Raw genomic sequence first — 18,289 nt, forward strand, 5'->3', positions numbered from 1 at the left:
AGCCATGCTTTCGTCACTTTTTGGATTATAGCTTAACGATCGTTCTGCCTCTTGCTTCCCCTTTTAATAGGGTAGGAAGGATGTCAGGCAATTCTTTAATAGTAATTTCCTGTTGAACGAGCTGTTCTAAATGTGCAAGTTTAAAGTCGGTGGCAAGGCGATGCCAAACTTGCAATCTAGTATCCATCGGGCAATTGACCGAATCGACCCCAAGTAAATTAACACCTCTTAAGATGAAAGGAAAGACGGTGGCAGGAAGGCTTGTGCCAGCTGTTAATCCGCTTACCGCCACAGATCCGCCATACTTGATTTGGCTAAGGACCGAGGCTAACGGTTCACCGCCGACGGGATCTACCGCCCCGCCCCACTTCTGTTTGCCAAGTGCCCGAAGCTTGCCATCATATACATCTTCACGGGATACAATGGTCGTCGCTCCGATTTCCTTTAGGTATCCATGTTCCGATTCCTTTCCTGTACTTGCTTCCACTGAATAGCCAAGTTTGGCAAGGATCGAGACAGCGAAACTGCCGACCCCGCCAGTTGCACCAGTGACGAGAACGCTCCCTTGATCAGGAGTGAGGTTATTTTCTTCAAGGCGCAGAACTGATAAGGCAGCAGTGAAACCTGCAGTTCCGATGATCATCGCCTCTTTCAGTGTAAGGCCATCAGGAAGTGGAACGATCCAATCTGCTGGAACACGGGCAAATTGACTGTAGCCGCCGGATTGTGAAACGCCAATCCCGTAGGAGGTCGCAATGACTTTGTCGCCTTCCTGAAACCGGGAATCCTCAGATGAAACGACTATACCAGCCATATCAATTCCTGGAACGATCGGATAGCTGCTGACAATGTTTCCATTCGGAATGCTGGCAAGGCTATCTTTATAGTTCACACCAGAATAATGGACACGGATGAGCACTTCCCCTTGCGGCAAATCATCAAGTGATAGTTGCTGAATGTTAACGGAAAATCGATCATCTTGCTTGTTTACAACCAATGCATCAAATTGCTGTAACATGGTTCGTTCCCCCTTTTATACTGAATCTACTCCATTATAGAAGAAAAAACGTCAAAAAGTATAATGATGCAATTCGAAATAAGTAGCGCTTCCTTTTCTTTCTACTTCTAAAAATGTTACTATTAGATTTGATTCAGTTCATATTAAAGGAGATGTTTTACATGGCTAAAAAAGGATACATACTTATGACAAATGGAGAAAAGATCGAATTCGACCTTTTCCCGAACGAAGCACCGAACACAGTGGCTAACTTCGAAAACTTAGCAAACACAGGATTTTATAATGGTGTAGTCTTTCACCGTGTAATCCCTGGTTTCGTAAGCCAAGGCGGAGACCCTACAGGTACAGGTGCAGGCGGAAGCGGCAAGCAAATCAAATGTGAAACAGTAGGAAACCCTCACAAACATGAGGCAGGCAGCCTATCGATGGCACACGCTGGAAAAGATACTGGCTCAAGCCAATTCTTTATCGTGCACGCGCCACAACCGCATCTTAACGGTGTTCACACAGTATTCGGTAAAGTGACATCTGGACTTGAAACGGCTAAAGCTATGAAAAATGGCGACAAAATGGAAAAAGTCGAAGTTTTTGACGCTGAATGATGGAAGTGAAAAGAGGGGGCATATGCTCCCTCTTTCTTTTTGCTATTTAAAGGGCAGCAGACTTACACTATAAGCCCATTTTGTATAGTAACTAATGAAAGTAAACCTATTTGAAGAAAACGTTTCATTAGAGCAAAGCAAATATAGAAAGAACCCTTTTCGGGGGCCCTTTCTCGCTGTCTAGAACTTCGGCTTTGATTGTTGATTTTACTTCTTTTGCAGGAGCATGGTTAAGAATGACACATACCCATTGTTCCAACACAAAGATCAAAGTTACCACTTTTGTTCATGCTCCCCACTCCTTTTTACATCTTTACAATAGAACCACCTGTGGATCCTTTATAATTTCCCCATACCGTCTGTTTCTTGTCTGTCCTAATTCATGACCCTTTTTAAATGTAAATTAGGGGGCATCATTTTTGTTAGAGATACACATATACGAAAAGAGGGAACCCTTTAAAATATTGAGTCATTTTGGCGTAATGCTTTCACTGAAACAATATTTGACCCCTGACATGGTTTCCGAAATATCCCATAATCTTTTCGAAGTTTCTTCATTATACAAAGTATCGATGATAGTATCTTTTCTAGGAAAGCCTTTTCTGCTTTTCTTTCCATCGGGTCCGATATACTCCCCGCCTGTTAAGGTTGGTTCCGTTGCGGCATAAAGAGTGGGGAGTGCTCCCATATTTGCCGGCTGGGTGAAGGTTTTGGAAAGAAAGTGGACGAACCTATTCATGGGTTTGCCAGATCCGCGTGACATGAGATTAGTATGGGCAAGGCCTGGATGACAGGCAACGCTAATCGGGTTTGCTTCATGCTGGTTGAATTTTTTCTGTAATTCGCGGGCAAATAGAAGATTGGCCAGCTTGCTTTGCCCATAGTATTTCATCGGTTTATAGCCGTTTTCACCATTTAGATTTCCGAAGTCTATGAATCCATTGATGGCGGCCAAGCTGCTCAATGTGACAACCCGCGATTTTGGTGTAGAAAGGATACGCGGAAGAAGGAGGCCTGTCAAAGCAAAATGACCGAGATGGTTGCTGCCGAATTGCAGCTCGAAACCATCCTTCGTTTTGCTGTATGGCGGAATCATCACACCTGCGTTATTGATAAGGACGGAGAGTGAATCATAGTTTTCGTTAAAGGAATCAGTAAAATGCCGAATGCTGCTTAAATCACTTAAATCCAGCTGCATCACGCGTACATTCGCTTTAGGATGCACCGAGATGATTCTATCGACCGCCTTTTCACCCCTAGAAGCATTCCGGACGGCAAGAATGATCTCTGCCCCCTTACCGGCCAGGGCAAAAGCCGTTTCGAAGCCAAGTCCACTATTTGCACCAGTAATCACAATGGTTTGCCCTGATACATCGGCCATATCTTCGCCATTCCACTTTTCAATCATCCAAATCACACCTTTCCACACATTCTATACCTATCATATACCCAAATAATTCCTATATGTCACATTCTGTGGAGGGAATCAGGTGCTGTATTCTATTTTTCTGATGTAACCGGAATTTTTTAATTAGCCGCCCATTAAGTAATCAATTATATTTTTCATGATCAGGATGACGGTAACGATGATGAATAATACTCTTACATATGCCACTCCCTTCTTAATGGCGAATTTAGAACCTGCCAATGCTCCTGCTATCATGGAGATCCCCATCGGTATTCCATAGGAAAAGTTGACGGTATCAAGAAATATGAACATGATCAGTGCTGCCAGATTACTTCCGAAGTTTAGAAATTTTGCGTTTCCTGCAGAGTGCAAAAAATCAAAGCCAATCATTAAAAAGGCAAACAAAATGAAAGATCCCGTTCCAGCCCCCAAAAATCCATCATAAAAACCAATGGCAAATATAGCGAACGCGAATAGTGCGGCCTTTTGCCATGTGAGCCTCTTGTAAGTCGATTCTTGTCCCCAGTCCTTTTTTAAAAAGGTATAAATGGCTATAGCTAGTAAAAGAACTAAGATCAGTGGTTTTAATAATTCGGGTGAGACGAAATTGACGACCCAGGCACCCAGTAACGATCCTATAAAAATAAATGGGAAAAGTTTAGCCACGAACCGAAAATCGACCTTACCTGAACGAATGAAGGCAATTGTACTTGTTAAAGACCCCATGGAACTTGCTAACTTATTCGTTGCAATCGCAGCTGCTGGGGAAAGTCCAGAAAATAATAAAGCGGGTATGGAAATCAGGCCACCACCGCCGACCACAGAATCAATGAATGCTGCCAAAAAGCCAAAAAACATCAGCAGCAAGAGTGTTGAAATTTGTATATCTTCCATCCAAGAAGCCTCCGTATCAAGGGCATTATGGCCGAAATGCTTACTTTTGCGGCAGCCATAACCCAAAGTATTTTAATTAGTCACTATTTAGATAGTAACTAATTAAAATCTTTCTGTAAATAAGAATATGATGAGTTATGTTCCCATACCTTTTGAAATCGAATAGATTTCGATAGGAGATTTGGTATGATAGGCATATAACTTACTTAATGCACTAGGAGGTACTATGCAAGATATCATTCAAAAACTACAGTCTCTCGGGTTTAGTCAATATGAAGCAAAGGCTTATGTTTCTTTAGTTCGCCAAGGTCCAACCAGTGCCTATCAAGTAAGCAAGGAATCTGGAATTCCCAGGGCACGTATCTATGAAATATTAAATGGACTTCAAGAAGAAGGAGTCGTCTTAAAAGAGGAAATCAATGAATCGATACAATATTCACCATTACCAGTCGATGTGTTTTTGGAATCCGTCCAATCGAAATGGAACAATACCTATCAATCCATCAGCCATACACTAAAGCAATTCGAGAAAATCGAGCCCATGACCGACAATCGTGTAATGACGCTTAAGGGTGAAGCGCATATCCTATCCTTTTGCCGTACTTTGATTCAAAAAGCGGAGAGAAGGGTGGTAGTTTCCTTATGGGACAAGATGTATGGGAAACTTGAACAAGAGCTTAAGGGGGTAGCTGCACATTGCACTCTCAAGGGGATTGTATTTCAGGTTGAACACCCATTATCAGGTTTAGATATACATCGTAAAACCAGCTATGTGGACAATATAGGAGAGAACAAATGGTTCATCCTATCCATTGATGGCAAGGAGACGATTTACGGCCCTTCTTCGGAAACGAGAGAAACGGCGTTTTACACAGATGATCCCATTCATATTAATTTTCTCGAAAATTACATTTGGCATGATATCCTCGTTAACCGCTTAGTTAAAAAGGACGAAGAAGATGCTGAGAAATGGATTTCGAGGGAAAGGGACCGTTTTTTCTCGCTATAGCAGTTGGAACCATAATAAAAAAGCTGATAACCCCTTATGTAAGGGGATATCAGCTTTTTTATTATTTCAGAGTCATCTGGATAAAAGGGTTTTAGGAAATCTAATCGCCGTCGGTAAGTTGGATTTATCTCGATAAGACCTGTACGACACAATGATATGGTCATGCGCTAGAACATCCAACTGGAGAATTTGTGAGCTTTTCATTTCCACATAGTACGTAACACCTTCTTTTTGTAAATGATAAAAAGAAAAGGGTATACCTAAAAGGTCTTTCCTGATTAGTTTTGTTTCAGGCTGATTGATGATGTGCTCACTCAATTCCACTATTGTAACAGAAGTTGTTCCTGTAATTGTTGTTATTTTTTCTTTTGCATAATCGACTGCATGACTGAAGGTTTCGGCAAGATTCTTCAAGATTCCATCCATGGGGGCATCTCCTTTGAAATAGGGTATGTATGTAGTATGGTACGTGGCAAATGCTTTATGCAAAAAATACTCAATGATGCTATAGAATTGTCCGTTTATGAACATGATTAAGAGAGTGTTCTACGAAATCATGTTGTCAGGTGTGGGATAAATAAATACGCAGTTAAGGAAGGACGGGCAGTATGAATGATGAAGTACTATTTGAAGAGGAAGAATCAATGAAGAAGAGAAACGCTTTTGAAATGCAAGGCCCCCAAAAGAAAGGCAAAGCATGAAGAAAAAAAATATATATTTGGGTCTGGCCTTTATCGCAATCCTCTCTTTTTTTACAGTGTTGTTCATTCAGTTGAATATGGATGCGAATTCTAAAGAGGGTAAAGGGAAAGACTTCGATGCAAACACGGATAACCATGAGAAAATAGAAAAAATGCTCGAAAAAATGACGCTTGAAGAGAAAATCGGACAGCTTATGATGGTCGGTTTCAAGGGAACTGAAAAAAACAGTGAAATTACGGAGCTTATCGAACAAAAACATATAGGGGGCGTCATTTATTTTGACCGCAATATGAAATCGCCTGAACAAGTGGCTAAGTTATCAAATTCGCTGCAGCAAACAGCCGATCAAAGCTTACATCCGCTTCCGCTCATGGTGGCCGTCGATCAGGAAGGCGGGGACACAATCCGGATGAGGGAACGGGTATCGCCACTCCCGGCGCAAAAGGACCTTGGGAAAAATGCCTCTGTCGAAGACATGTACAAGGTGGCAAAATTGAATGGGAAAGAACTTGGTTCAATGGGGATTAACATAAATTTCGCCCCTGTTCTTGATCTATCGAAAACGGATGAGCGTTCATTTGGAAAAGATCCGGAAAAGGTCTATCAATACGGAAAGAAAGCCATTCAAGGCTTGAATGATGCATCCATAACTGGTGCATTGAAGCACTTTCCAGGAAACGGACGCAGCGAAATCGATCCGCATGTCGAAACATCGTCAGTGGAAACAAACCAACTTGATTTAGAAAACTCGGATATTTATCCTTTCAAGCAAATCATAAGTGAAATGGATAACCAAAAGTTTTTCGTGATGGTGACCCACATTAAATACCCAGCCTATGATAAAGAAAAACCTGCAAGCCTTTCTAAAGTCATCATAGAAGACCTGCTTCGGGGGAAACTTAAGTATGAAGGGCTTGTGGTCACGGACGATTTGGAAATGGGAGCTGTGAACAAGTATTTCTCCTATGAAGAGATGGGGAAGCAAGCAATCCTTGCAGGAGCTGATTTATTACTTGTCTGTCATGAATACTCCCATGAACTTGAGGTATATAACGGATTACTCGAAGCTGTAAAAGCAGGAGAAGTTCCAATAGATAGAATTAACGAGTCAGTGAAAAGAGTGTTGACATATAAATTCTACACTATGAAGCAAACGAAGGCAGACCCGGATCAAGCTGAAAAAGTGGTGAAAAGCCCTGAAAGCATAAAGTATATTGAAAGTCTGAATTTGGATAAATAAAAGGGAAATCGCACACAACAGGATGCTTTAGTTTAAATCAGTTGATAGAGGGAATACTAACTATAACTAACTTGAAGGAGGAAATTCACATGCCATCAAACAAAATGATTGGAACCGTCCTGATAGGAGCTGCAGCATTTTTAATGCGCAATAAGAAAACTCGTGAAAAAACCATGAGTCAAATAAAATCGCTAGCCACACCAGAAACCATTGATAAGGTTAAGAGCCAACTCCAATCATTAACTAAATCAAAATCAAGTGACCCATCCCCTCATTAAGATGAAAAACTCCATCAGGTTGCTCAATCATGCAATTTGATGGGGCTTTTTTTCATTGCTCCCTTTTTGACCAAATATCTTCACTTTTCCATTCTTCCCCCGATCCGACTGGTTAAAAAAATAACGGGTTAATGGCGTGTTACCTGACTTCAAAGAAGACCTCCATTAATTAGAACCCGGTGAAAGGAAAATGAAAAGCACCCGTTTCTTCCGAAGACCTTGGACAGGCCTGTCAAAAGTACAAGTGCTTTCATGAATGATCAATGATCATTCAGCTTCATCTTCACCATTATCTTCTTTATTGAACCAAAGCGGATCCTCATTATCGACTTCACCATTATAATTAATCAGGATTTCTTCTCCTGCCTTTATGTCAGTGTAAGCAAAGAAATCAAATGTATGATTCTTAAAGTTGATGTCGTACGTAGCATTTGGTGTATAAGAGTGATTAAACAGCATGCCATAGCCTAAAAGCATGGCAGTATGGTTAATTCCATATTCAAATGCATAATCAGCAAGCAATGTTTTCTCTATGAAAACATGCTCCTCGTTTGGGTAAGCAATGACAGGTGCTTCATGCAAAAGCTCACCTTTTTTAATGTCTTGTGTTGCGAATACGCCTCTATTGAACTCACCATCACTGAGTGTGGAAGTTTTAACTTCAATCATGTTCGTCACCTACTTGTTCTATTCAATATAGTCCAGATCATCTAAGCTTGACAGTTAATAAGGAGAAAAGCAACTATTTTACGGAAATAATCATTTTCACACTCATTTTGGGAATTTATTGAGGCCCTACCTTTTATCATAAGTTCCGTGTGACGGAATAATTCACATGAAGGCCGAAAAAAGTGATCATTCGGCCGGAAAATATATATACATACAAAAAACACCTCCGCTAGAAGTGAAGCTAGGGAGGTGTCGGTCGTATAGGTAAATCCCTTAAATCACACCGACAGCTGTAAAGGCATTTTTGACAGCTGTGACTTCTGCACTGCTAGAACCGTATAAATCAGAGGCCGCTTGTATGACGGCCGCTCTGGCTTGTGAAAAAGTAGACGACGAAGTTAAATATGTTGTGTTTGCCCGATAAAAGATGGTTCCCAATTTATCGATGCCGATTCCGGATACACTCACGCCATGGTGGGTTCCGCCTGCAGAGATTAAATAAGCTGCCTTATTAATGATTCCGCTGTTCGTGTGGACTCCGCCATTATCACCCGTTCCTGTATAACGGTTCGAATAATGGTCAGGGTCCCCATTCAATGTTGGATTAGCCATCGAGCGGAGTGCATCACCGGAAATGTTAGGTGTGTAAATATCTTCTCCGATCAAATAATCCGCTTTGGCACTTTGATTCTTAAATTCTACGACAGTGCCAAAAATATCAGATATCGCTTCATTCAAAGCACCGGATTCATATTGATAGGTAAGGTTCGATTCCGAGGAAGTGACGGCATGCGTCAATTCATGCGCAACGACATCGAGCCCGCCGGACAATGGAATGAACGTCGTGCCATCTCCATCACCGTAAACCATTTGGGTGCCATCCCAAAAAGCATTATTGTATCTTGAGCCATAATGGACGGTTGATTTCAGGGTGGTTCCATTACCATCATAGGAGTTCCGGCCAAATGTGGATTTGTAATAATCATAGGTGTTACCTGCATAAAAATGGGCATCCACCGCAGCTTTATCGGCAGAAGTAGTAAAAGCATTTGTCGTGTTGGAAAAGAGTGTACCAGGCAATTTTGAACGGTTATTGGCATTATAGGTGAAAATGCCTTTGCCGCGTGTATTGTCTTGTAAATAGTATTGACCGTTGGATAAGGTAGTGTTCAACGATACGGTGTTGTTTAAGACGCCAGTGCCCGTTCCGACGGAATTGGTTCCCGTCACTTCATCTAGTGTATTGTATTTATTCAGGATTTTACCCGTTTTGACTGAAATGAAATAATTATGATTTCCAGGTTCCGGACTTAAGAATTTCAAATTGACTTTATATACATAATCGGCCTTGCCTTCATTTGCGTATACATATAGCTCAGATTCAGGTGATTGCTCGTAGGCAGGTGTGAACCCCAGATCCGCTTCCGCTATTTTGATAGCTTCAGATTCACTGATGCCTTTTTTAGCCTTTTTCCCTAATTTCGTGTTTAGATTGGCTTCAACCGTACCGGACACGACGGTCAATACACCTTTAGCGTCAATCAATACGGCTTGTGTGGAATTCCATACTGGTACGCCTTTATAGGTTTGTTGCAATTTAAGGACAGTATTGCCCAGTTCATCCTTGCTTTCTTTCTCGATCGTGAAGGAGTCCTTCGCCTTTTGCTTTTCTAGCTTGTAAGACTTTTTGTTCTCATCAAAAAAGGTAAGAATGATATCTTCTGCCGTTTGCTTTGAGGGTTCCGTAAGCTTCCCAGACTTGTATTCTAGCGAATCCCTATGCTTATTGTACTTTTCAACACTTAACACATTTTTTGCCGCTAAAGCTTCTTGATGGGGAATAGCAGAAAATAATAGACCGATGGATAGTGCAGTTCCTACAAATACCTTACCTTTCATAAACACTCAACTCCCTCATGAGAATACCTCATTTTTGCATCCTTTCATATTATTATCAAATGGAGAAAACTCGCAAAAAATATGACATTTAAAGTTATAAAATGGAGAAAAATGGTTTTTGGTAGATTTATTATTTCTGAATATTCTTACAGTAATATTTCAATTATGTAAAAGGATCTTAATATTTTCCCCGTTAAAAATCCTGCTTTTTTATAAGTGCAAAAAACCGTGGCATAAAGTGCAAAAAAACGTGGCGTAAAGTGCAAAATATTTTGTCTATTTAAGTCGTTTTTTTTGATAATTTGTTGAATATTGCGGTTTTTTAATTCTGGCATAGAACTTGCATATATATCAGAAAAGGAATATTCGATTGTAAATTAGCTCTATTTGAAGGTCGATGAAATAGGAAAATTTATTAAATGGATTTCCCCATAAATGAAAGCGCTTATATAGAAAGGGATGAAAATTTATGATACCAAAACAAGAAAACGACATCTTGCAGCATCCTCCAAAGCAAGAAGAACAGGGATTAAAGCGCGGTTTAAAATCTCGTCATTTAACGATGATTTCCATTGGAGGGGCGATTGGCACCGGACTGTTTCTTAGCAGCGGGGCAGCTATCCATACAGCTGGACCAGGCGGCGCATTACTTGCTTATGCCTTAGTTGGGGCAATGGTGTACTTCGTGATGACCAGCTTAGGGGAACTGGCCGCCTTTATGCCGACAAGCGGTTCATTCAGTACCTATGGAACGAAATTCGTCGATCCGGCATTTGGGTTTGCCTTGGGATGGACGTACTGGTTCAATTGGTCGATGACCATAGCGGCCGAGTTGTCAGCCTCAACAATGATCATGAAATTTTGGTTTCCGAATAGTCCATCGTTGTTATGGAGTTCATCATTCTTGGTGCTCATTTTCCTATTAAACTACTTATCTGTTAAAGGATACGGTGAAGGGGAATACTGGTTTTCCTTCATAAAAGTAACAGCCATCGTTATTTTTATAATCGTTGGAATACTAATGATTGTCGGCATCATGGGTGGCGAAGCAGTAGGTTTTAAAAACTTCACAGTCGACGACGCTCCTTTCCCGGGTGGGTTCATGGGTGTCTTCATCGTATTCATAGCGGCTGGCTTTTCTTTTCAGGGTACCGAAATTGTCGGCGTGGCTGCCGGTGAAAGTGAAGATCCTGCACGGAATATACCAAAGGCCATTAAAAGTGTCTTCTGGAGAATCCTGCTCTTTTACGTATTGGCAATCTTTGTGATAGGACTGCTTATCCCTTATACAAATTCAAGTTTACAAGGGGATAACGTCATGGTAAGCCCGTTCACGCTCATATTTGAAAAGGCTGGTGTGGCCTTTGCAGCTTCGCTTATGAATGCCGTCATTTTAACAGCGGTATTATCAGCAGGTAACTCTAGTCTATATGCATCTACGCGTATGTTATATTCAATGGCAAAAGATGGACAAGCACCGCGCATTTTTGCAAAACTTAATAAACGCGGCGTACCGGTTGCAGGAATGATTTTGACGTGCTCAATCGGAATGCTAGCCTTTTTAGCTTCCGTATTCGGTGATGGTAAAGTGTATATTTGGTTAATGAATGCGATTGGAATAACAGGATTTATCTTTTGGCTCGGCATTTCCATCAGCCATTACCGTTTCCGCAAAGCATTCATCGGTCAAGGCAATTCTTTGGAGAAGCTTCCATATAAGGCATTATGGTTCCCGATAGGGCCAATCTTCGCCATTTTAATTGGCATGATCGTCATCCTGTCCCAAAATATCCAAGCATTTTTCTCAGACCAGATTGATTGGGGCAGTGTTATAGCTGCATACCTGGGAATCCCGCTTTTCCTTGGCCTTTGGCTTGGCTATAAACTGGTAAGAAAAACTAAATTCGTTAAACTTGATGAAGTAGAATTTGACTTTGACAAAAAATATGAATGAACAAGCGTAAAGTAAAATCAGCCGGACAATTCAATTGTCCGGCTTTTATTTGTTTATCAATAGGCTCATATTAAAGGCCGAAAAATAGGAGCTAGGACGAATTAAACGGAGATAGGACGAATTAAGTAGGAGTCCGGTCTGATTGGAAACAGTCAAATTTAAGTTGGTGGATGAAGAAATTGTTCTCTTATCATTATGGAAATCCACACATACCTTCTGTGAAAATTTACTAGTTATAACTAGTGTGGGCAGGGTATCAGAGTAACATCCTTTTAAAAGGACGTTCAAGAAAATTGCACTGGTAAGGAGGGTTGCTTAAACATGTTTGGTCTCTCTGATATCATTAAATTTCTATTTTCCTTTTTTTTGATCATGCCAATCGTTACGCTGATACATTTGAGCGGGCATATTTTCTTTGTTACGATCTTTGGGGGATCAGAAAAGAAGATCTTGATCGGTTGTGGTAATAAACTTTTCGCCTTTCGGAACATAGAGGTGAGGAAATATTATTTTTGGAATGGGACTTGCGAGTTCAAGGGATTAAAACATGATAATCGATTGACGAATACGCTGATATATTTAGGGGGGGCTATCTTTAATTTAGTCAGCATGTTGATCATATATAGCTTAGTGTATCAGAATATCCTGGACAGCTCGGTGATCTGGTATCAATTCATCTATTTTTCTTTCTATATTATGTTTTTCTCCTTGTTTCCGATGTATTTCGCGGACGGGTCGCCTAGTGATGGGAAGGCTGCGGAATTGGCCTTGAGGAACAAGCTGGAAGATAGGGTGACGGATGATATATTTGTGAAGAAAATGGATGATGATGATAGCTGCAAGTAAAAAGGGGACGTGCTAGTGACCGTTCCTTTTTTGTTTGCTTTCAGCTTTAGGATTTATCATAAGGCTAAAATCTAGCCTTATGATGAATGTTTATATAACGGTCTAGGATTTTATGGATTGTGCTATTTTACTGCTTGACGATGAACTTGAAAGGACCAGAACTATGACCATGGCAATGGCAACCCCTGTTGCACCGATCCAGGTTATGGATGCAAGGGATACTTGTTCTACAGCAACACCGCCAATTCCAGCACCTGCCGCCATGGCCAATTGCATCATCGACTGATTCAGACCGAGCATGACTCCTGATGATTCAGGTTCAAGGGTCGCTAAATGATATTGCTGTGTCGGCCCTGATGACCATGCTGCGAACGACCATAATGTAAGGATTATCAAAACGCCCATCAATGAATTCGTAACGATGGATAACATGATGATCATCATAATATGCAGCGCCATACCGCCAATTAGTGTAAATGATACACCCCATCGATCCGTACTATAACCGCCAAACTTTGATCCGATCAAGCTTGCGATACCGAATATAAGCAAGGCCGTGCTAAGTAGAGAGTCACTTATCCCTGATACGGATAGCAGGTAAGGGGATAGATAGGTATAAGCTATCGAGTATCCGCCAAGCCAGAAGAAGGTTATCGATAATCCAAGGGCAACTTTCCTTTTTTTAAGAAGGGCCAGCTGCTGGAGAAGTGGTATTGGTTTATCCCCTTTGGTAGGAGGAATGGTAAAGAATAAAACGATCATGGCAATCAGGCCGAATAGGGCGATTCCGCCAAAGACGGATTTCCACCCGAATGCATCTGCCATGATTCTTCCGAGAGGTACGCCAATGATAAGGGAAGCTGTAAACCCCATGACAACTGTCGCAATAGAACTTGCTTGTTTATCTGGCGGAGCAAGCTTAGCGGCAATATTCAGAGCGGTGACTACAACCAATCCTGCACCAAGTGCCATGATTATGCGTGCAAATAGAAAAGGTCCAAAGCCTGGTAATAGAAAGGCAAGCAGATTGGCCACTACGAATAGTCCAAGGGAATACAACATTAATCTTCGTCTGTCTAAACTTGCTGTCAAAGCCATGAGAATGGGTGTACCGATTGCGTAGACAAGGGAGAAAATTGTAATGAGCTGTCCTGCGGCAGCAATGGTCACTCCAAGAGAATCCGCAATCTTATCCAAAATTCCGGATATGATGAATTCGGATGTTCCTACTAAAAAACTGATGATCGCTAACATGTAAATTTTCCATGTATTAAGCAAAATAGATTCACTCCTCATTAATGATTATTAATTTATATGAAGACATATCGTAATATGTTAATATGTATGAATAAAAAAATAAACATATCGCGAAATATCAAAATGTTAGAGAGAAAAATGAACCCAACCCTCTAAGGTACGGATCAGGCTCATTTTCATACTTCTTCTTTCAAGAAATCAGTAATTTTTGAGATCGCCTCTTCATCTCGTTTGTAATACGTAAACTTTCCTATCCGCTCCGTTTTAATCAATCCTGCTCTAAGAAGGATCGAGAGGTATTGAGAGGCCGTGGACTGGGTCATGTTTAATTTTTCCGTAATCTGACTTACGCAAACGCCGGTTTCCTTCATGTCTATTCCCTCATGAGGGGTGAAGTGGAGTTCAGGCGCCTTGAGCCATTGTAAGATTTGCAACCTGGATTCATTGGATAATGCTTTAAATATCTCGATTGTTTTCATACATTTCATTATATCGAGAATTATCGATATGTCAAATGGTTTTATCATTCATCGTTAGTTTCATAAATAGCAAAACTTGATACCGTTATCTAAAGAGTCATTAAAGGAATGGAAATGTATTATTGCAAGAACCTAATCGGCTCCCATATCAGTGCGGGCCGATTAGGTTGTTCAAATCCTGTAAATCAGAATTAAAGTCTCCGCTAAAAAATCATTTCCATACTTCTTTTGCTACATCAACGACGAATTTCAGCTTTTCCCATTGCTGTTCTTCGGTCAGCTTGTTACCGTGATGGGTGGAGGCGAAGCCGCATTGCGGACTTAAGCATAATTGTTCGAGAGGAACGAAGTGCGAGGCTTCTTCAATGCGTGCCTTAACAGCTTCCTTGTCTTCGATTTCTCCATTTTTTGAAGTGACGACACCCAGTACGACCCGTGCACCGCCATTTGGAATGTATTCCAATGGCTTGAAATCTCCTGAGCGTTGATCATCATATTCCAAGAAAAATCCATCCACTGATTCTTTTGCCAATAAAGTTGGGGCGATACGGGCATAGCTTCCTTCAAACGCCCAAGTCGACTGGTAGTTCCCACGACATAGGTGTGTAGTGACGACAAGGTCTTCTGGTTTGCCTTCCAATGCGCCATTAATTACGCGAAGTGCAAGATCGATTAACTGTTCCCTCGTATATTTTCCATCTTTGAACTGGAAATCTGGAGCTGAAAGTCTGGCAATATATACATCATCCAATTGAAGATAACGTACACCTGCTTCATAAAAAGCCTTCAAAGCATGCTGATACGCTTTGATGATATCATTAGCATAGTCTTCAATATCAGGGTAGATGTCTTCATTATGAATGCCTACAGCAAATAATTGATTCGGACTGGGAATGGTTTGCTTGGCAACGGCGCGTCCGTTCACGATTTTGTTCAATTCAATGAAATCGCGAATGAAGGGATGTTCAGGATTGAATGAAACCTTCCCGGTATTGCGAACGTTATATCTCTCTGTTTCCACACCATCGAATGTGAGACCTTTTTCAGTCACATATCCCTCGATGCCATTTAAATGTTCGAGGAAGTCAAAGTGCCACCATGTTCGTCTGAACTCACCATCCGTCACGGCCTCCAATCCAACTTCAATTTGTTTTTCGACAATCCGATTGATTTCTTCGGTTTCAACTTCACGAAGCCGCTCTGCTGAAATGGTACCTTTCTTAAGTTGCTTTCTGGCAATATGTAAACGTTCTGGTCTTAATAAACTTCCGACGTGATCGGCCCTGAATGGTGCCTTCGTTAATGTGATTGACATGTTGCATTCCTTCTTTCCTTTTAAAAATAGGCTGTTTTCACGTACTTTGTTGCTATTTACCAGGTAGTGAGTTGTGGTTGATTTCCCCTCCAGATGCTCGCCTGTCCCGCTGCTCCCGCAGGAGTCTCGCACTTCCGCTCCAATCAACCTTTCGTTTTAAAAACAACAATCTTTACGAAAAGAGCCTAAAAATAAAACACCTCTTCTTAAAAATAAGAAGAGGTGTTGGCAGCAAAGCTATATACTCTTCTTATCTTCAAGTTTCTACACTTCTGGAATTAGCACAGTACATGATCAGTCTGTTGCTGAGGCATCAAAGGGCCAGTCCCTCCACCTCTCTGGATAAGAGTTGTCTATTAAATTAATTAAGACTATACAGGTAGTTTTTATAAAGGTCAAGTAATGAAGGTGGAAGATTTCGAATATACCGATTATTAATATGGGTTGAAATGTTAACTACATCAGGGAACCCGGCATATGCTATAACCGACGTTTCATATGAGCGGCAGGAGGGGAATGCAAGGATGAGTACATTCAGTCCATTCAAAAATGGCTTACCGATAACGGTAACTGAAGCCATGATAGAGAAAATCTTAAGAATGAAATCATATGGTCAGGATATTAAAGTCGAGATTACGCCAAAGCATATAGTGCTTTCCGGAACGACGGAAGTGAAAAAAATGATGTTAAAGAAAAACGTAGCTTTCCGGATTACATTAAAACCGGTTCACGTGGAAAAAAGAACGATTTCATTTGAATTAGTGGAAATGGAACCAATTGACAGGAACTTCATTAACCGAAGGATATTTAACAAACCGCCATTTTTTGAATTCGAAAATAGAAAGATCAAAATGAATGTTAATGCTTGGAACATCGTGAGAAAAATCCCCGTTGGCACAATTAAATCGTATGAACTCGTCGAAGGTGCATTGAAAATGAAACTTTCAATATGATGGATCGTTTTTAGCCACAATATTTAAAGGGGATGCCAGGTATGTTAGTGTAAGGGTAGGTTGAAATGCCATACCTCACAATGTGTTTGATAAATCAAGCTCTATAAAATATACTAAATTACTTATAGTTTTCCAGGAGATAAGGAGGGAAATAATGGACCAGAAGATTTTGCCTGCTTCGGCAAGCATGAAGGATTTCGAAAGATTTTTAGAAAGTTCCTATGAAATAGGTGTGTTTCTTGATTTGCATATATCACAATTGAAAAACGTAAGTATGATGGCAAAGCAGCATAATAAGAAAATGATTTATCATGTCGATTTGATCCATGGCATAAGAAGTGATGAGTACGCGACAGAATTCATTTGTCAGGAATATAATCCATATGGGCTGATTTCAACTAAATCAAACGTTATATTGAAGGCGAAGCAAAAGGGGGTCATTGCCATCCAGCGAATCTTTTTAATAGATTCACATGCGCTGGAGAAAAGTTATAAGCTGGTGCAGAAAACCAAGCCGGACTATATCGAAGTTTTGCCAGGCGCCATGCCATGGATGATAAAAGAGGTGAAGGAACGATTGCAGACACCGATTTTTGCAGGCGGCCTCATACGTACTTCAGATGAAGTCCTGAACGCCCTTGATGCTGGAGCGTCGGCAATCACCACTTCCAAAACTGAATTATGGGATATCGTTTAATGGGGTCGAACGAGGAAGTTGAAAAAAATTACAGAAAAATAGAATAATTCCTCGCCAAATAATTGACAGCGTTTTCACAAACTAGTATATTGTAAATTATAAGTTAATATATGTGACGGAGACTAGGAGATTCACAACAGATCTATTCATAATTTATTTTATGAAGATAGTTCTGCTGTGGATCTCCTTTTATTTGTTGGCATGGTTTAAAAATTTATCAGGGGAGGGGTTTTATTCATGACTCCATTTTGGGGAGAAGTGGTAGGCACGATGATTTTAGTTTTATTCGGAGCAGGTATTGGGGCTGGTTCATCCTTAAAGGGTTCTTATGCAAAAGATGCCGGCTGGATCGTTATCACGATTGCATGGGGACTGGCTGTTACAATGGGTGTTTTTGCAGTGGGTTCCATAAGCGGGGCGCATTTAAACCCGGCTGTTACAGTAGCGTTAGCTATCAATGGAGATTTTCCTTGGGCTGATGTGCCAGGGTACATCATGGCCCAAATGATAGGGGCAATTATAGGTGCGACTCTTGTATTCCTGCATTATTTACCACACTGGAAAGCTACGGAGGATCCAGGTACAAAGCTTGGTGTGTTTTCAACCTCACCGGCTATCCCACATACTTTTTCAAATCTATTAAGTGAAATGATTGGCACGTTCATCCTTGTTCTTGGCTTATTGTTTATTGGAGCCGGCGAGTTTACAGAAGGTCTGAACCCATTTGCTGTCGGTTTATTGATTGTTGTCATCGGGATGTCGCTAGGAGGAACGACAGGCTATGCCATAAACCCTGCCCGTGACCTTGGACCTCGTATTGCTCACTTCCTGCTGCCAATACCGGGTAAGGGAAAATCAAATTGGGGCTATGCTTGGATTCCGGTTGTTGGTCCGATTGTCGGTGGAGCACTTGGAGCTGTCTTCTATAAAGCGGTCTTTTTAGGTGAATTGACGACAGCCTTTTGGGCTGTTTTAGGAGCAAGTCTGATAATATTGGTGTTAGCATATACTTTTGGAAAAAAGCAATCAAGTGAGTTAGAAATTAGCAACATGGCTAGTTAAATTAAAA

18 protein-coding genes and 1 riboswitch are annotated in these 18,289 nt (G+C 41.0%); of the genes, 9 read left to right on the plus strand and 9 right to left on the minus strand.

The genetic code is table 11. From position 1 onward, the window contains the following. Positions 1-25 precede the first annotated feature (25 nt). Entirely contained in the window at positions 26-1,018 is a 993-nt protein-coding gene (locus SB775_RS16645; RefSeq protein ID WP_410862310.1) for an NADPH:quinone oxidoreductase family protein, read from the minus strand. Positions 1,019-1,179: 161 nt separating this feature from the next. On the opposite strand from SB775_RS16645, the gene SB775_RS16650 reads away from it, so the two are divergent. Further along, positions 1,180-1,620: a peptidylprolyl isomerase gene (locus SB775_RS16650; RefSeq protein WP_089361807.1), complete on the plus strand. Its 441-nt coding sequence runs from the start codon at positions 1,180-1,182 to the stop codon at positions 1,618-1,620. 469 nt (positions 1,621-2,089) lie between these two features. On the opposite strand, the gene SB775_RS16655 is transcribed toward SB775_RS16650, so the two are convergent. Further along, entirely contained in the window at positions 2,090-3,028 is a 939-nt protein-coding gene (locus SB775_RS16655) for an oxidoreductase (RefSeq protein WP_410862312.1), read from the minus strand. A 123-nt stretch (positions 3,029-3,151) separates the two neighbouring features. Further along, positions 3,152-3,922, minus strand: a complete 771-nt coding sequence (locus tag SB775_RS16660; protein WP_089361806.1) for a TSUP family transporter — start codon at positions 3,920-3,922, stop codon at positions 3,152-3,154. A gap of 226 nt (positions 3,923-4,148) precedes the next feature. Here SB775_RS16660 and SB775_RS16665 point away from each other — a divergent pair, with 226 nt between their 5' ends. Continuing rightward, positions 4,149-4,931: a TrmB family transcriptional regulator gene (locus SB775_RS16665; RefSeq protein WP_318686569.1), complete on the plus strand. Its 783-nt coding sequence runs from the start codon at positions 4,149-4,151 to the stop codon at positions 4,929-4,931. 72 nt (positions 4,932-5,003) lie between these two features. Here SB775_RS16665 and SB775_RS16670 read toward each other — a convergent pair whose 3' ends face one another. Further along, positions 5,004-5,357 (minus strand): hypothetical protein, encoded by a 354-nt coding sequence (locus SB775_RS16670; protein ID WP_089361804.1) that lies wholly within the window; start codon positions 5,355-5,357, stop codon positions 5,004-5,006. Positions 5,358-5,628: 271 nt separating this feature from the next. Here SB775_RS16670 and nagZ point away from each other — a divergent pair, with 271 nt between their 5' ends. Together nagZ and SB775_RS16680 are read left to right on the plus strand one after the other, a co-directional pair. Then, entirely contained in the window at positions 5,629-6,873 is a 1,245-nt protein-coding gene (gene nagZ / locus SB775_RS16675; protein ID WP_410862314.1) for a beta-N-acetylhexosaminidase, read from the plus strand. Between the two features lie 89 nt (positions 6,874-6,962). Then, positions 6,963-7,151, plus strand: coding sequence for a hypothetical protein (locus SB775_RS16680; protein WP_410862316.1), 189 nt, complete (start codon positions 6,963-6,965; stop codon positions 7,149-7,151). Positions 7,152-7,418: 267 nt separating this feature from the next. Here the strand turns inward: SB775_RS16680 and SB775_RS16685 are convergent, their stop codons facing one another. After that, a complete protein-coding gene (locus SB775_RS16685) occupies positions 7,419-7,820 on the minus strand; it encodes an SET domain-containing protein (protein WP_056523115.1) in 402 nt (133 codons plus the stop codon). Between the two features lie 273 nt (positions 7,821-8,093). Next, positions 8,094-9,719, minus strand: coding sequence for a M4 family metallopeptidase (locus SB775_RS16690; protein WP_410862318.1), 1,626 nt, complete (start codon positions 9,717-9,719; stop codon positions 8,094-8,096). 469 nt (positions 9,720-10,188) lie between these two features. Here SB775_RS16690 and SB775_RS16695 point away from each other — a divergent pair, with 469 nt between their 5' ends. Then, entirely contained in the window at positions 10,189-11,673 is a 1,485-nt protein-coding gene (locus SB775_RS16695; RefSeq protein WP_410862320.1) for an amino acid permease, read from the plus strand. A gap of 321 nt (positions 11,674-11,994) precedes the next feature. Next, positions 11,995-12,519: a hypothetical protein gene (locus tag SB775_RS16700; RefSeq protein WP_061465365.1), complete on the plus strand. Its 525-nt coding sequence runs from the start codon at positions 11,995-11,997 to the stop codon at positions 12,517-12,519. A gap of 102 nt (positions 12,520-12,621) precedes the next feature. Here SB775_RS16700 and SB775_RS16705 read toward each other — a convergent pair whose 3' ends face one another. The 3 genes from SB775_RS16705 to SB775_RS16715 form a co-directional block, all read right to left on the minus strand. Beyond that, positions 12,622-13,797, minus strand: coding sequence for an MFS transporter (locus SB775_RS16705; RefSeq protein ID WP_410862322.1), 1,176 nt, complete (start codon positions 13,795-13,797; stop codon positions 12,622-12,624). A 155-nt stretch (positions 13,798-13,952) separates the two neighbouring features. Then, complete coding sequence (locus tag SB775_RS16710) at positions 13,953-14,255, minus strand: ArsR/SmtB family transcription factor (RefSeq protein WP_410862324.1); 303 nt, start codon at positions 14,253-14,255, stop codon at positions 13,953-13,955. A 211-nt stretch (positions 14,256-14,466) separates the two neighbouring features. Further along, the gene (locus SB775_RS16715; RefSeq protein WP_410862326.1) at positions 14,467-15,570 is read right to left on the minus strand and encodes a 5-methyltetrahydropteroyltriglutamate--homocysteine S-methyltransferase; all 1,104 of its coding nucleotides are present in this window, start codon (positions 15,568-15,570) and stop codon (positions 14,467-14,469) included. Positions 15,571-15,817: 247 nt separating this feature from the next. Beyond that, positions 15,818-15,919: riboswitch (SAM riboswitch) on the minus strand. A gap of 175 nt (positions 15,920-16,094) precedes the next feature. Here SB775_RS16715 and SB775_RS16720 point away from each other — a divergent pair. The 3 genes from SB775_RS16720 (at position 16,095) to SB775_RS16730 (ending at position 18,282) form a co-directional block, all read left to right on the plus strand. Next, positions 16,095-16,523, plus strand: coding sequence for a hypothetical protein (locus SB775_RS16720; protein ID WP_410862327.1), 429 nt, complete (start codon positions 16,095-16,097; stop codon positions 16,521-16,523). Between the two features lie 154 nt (positions 16,524-16,677). Next, positions 16,678-17,220: a glycerol-3-phosphate responsive antiterminator gene (locus SB775_RS16725; RefSeq protein ID WP_089361795.1), complete on the plus strand. Its 543-nt coding sequence runs from the start codon at positions 16,678-16,680 to the stop codon at positions 17,218-17,220. 237 nt (positions 17,221-17,457) lie between these two features. Continuing rightward, entirely contained in the window at positions 17,458-18,282 is an 825-nt protein-coding gene (locus SB775_RS16730; protein WP_377385844.1) for an MIP/aquaporin family protein, read from the plus strand. The last annotated feature ends 7 nt before the right edge of the window (positions 18,283-18,289 follow it).

The sequence above is a fragment of the Peribacillus sp. SIMBA_075 genome, assembly GCF_046534585.1.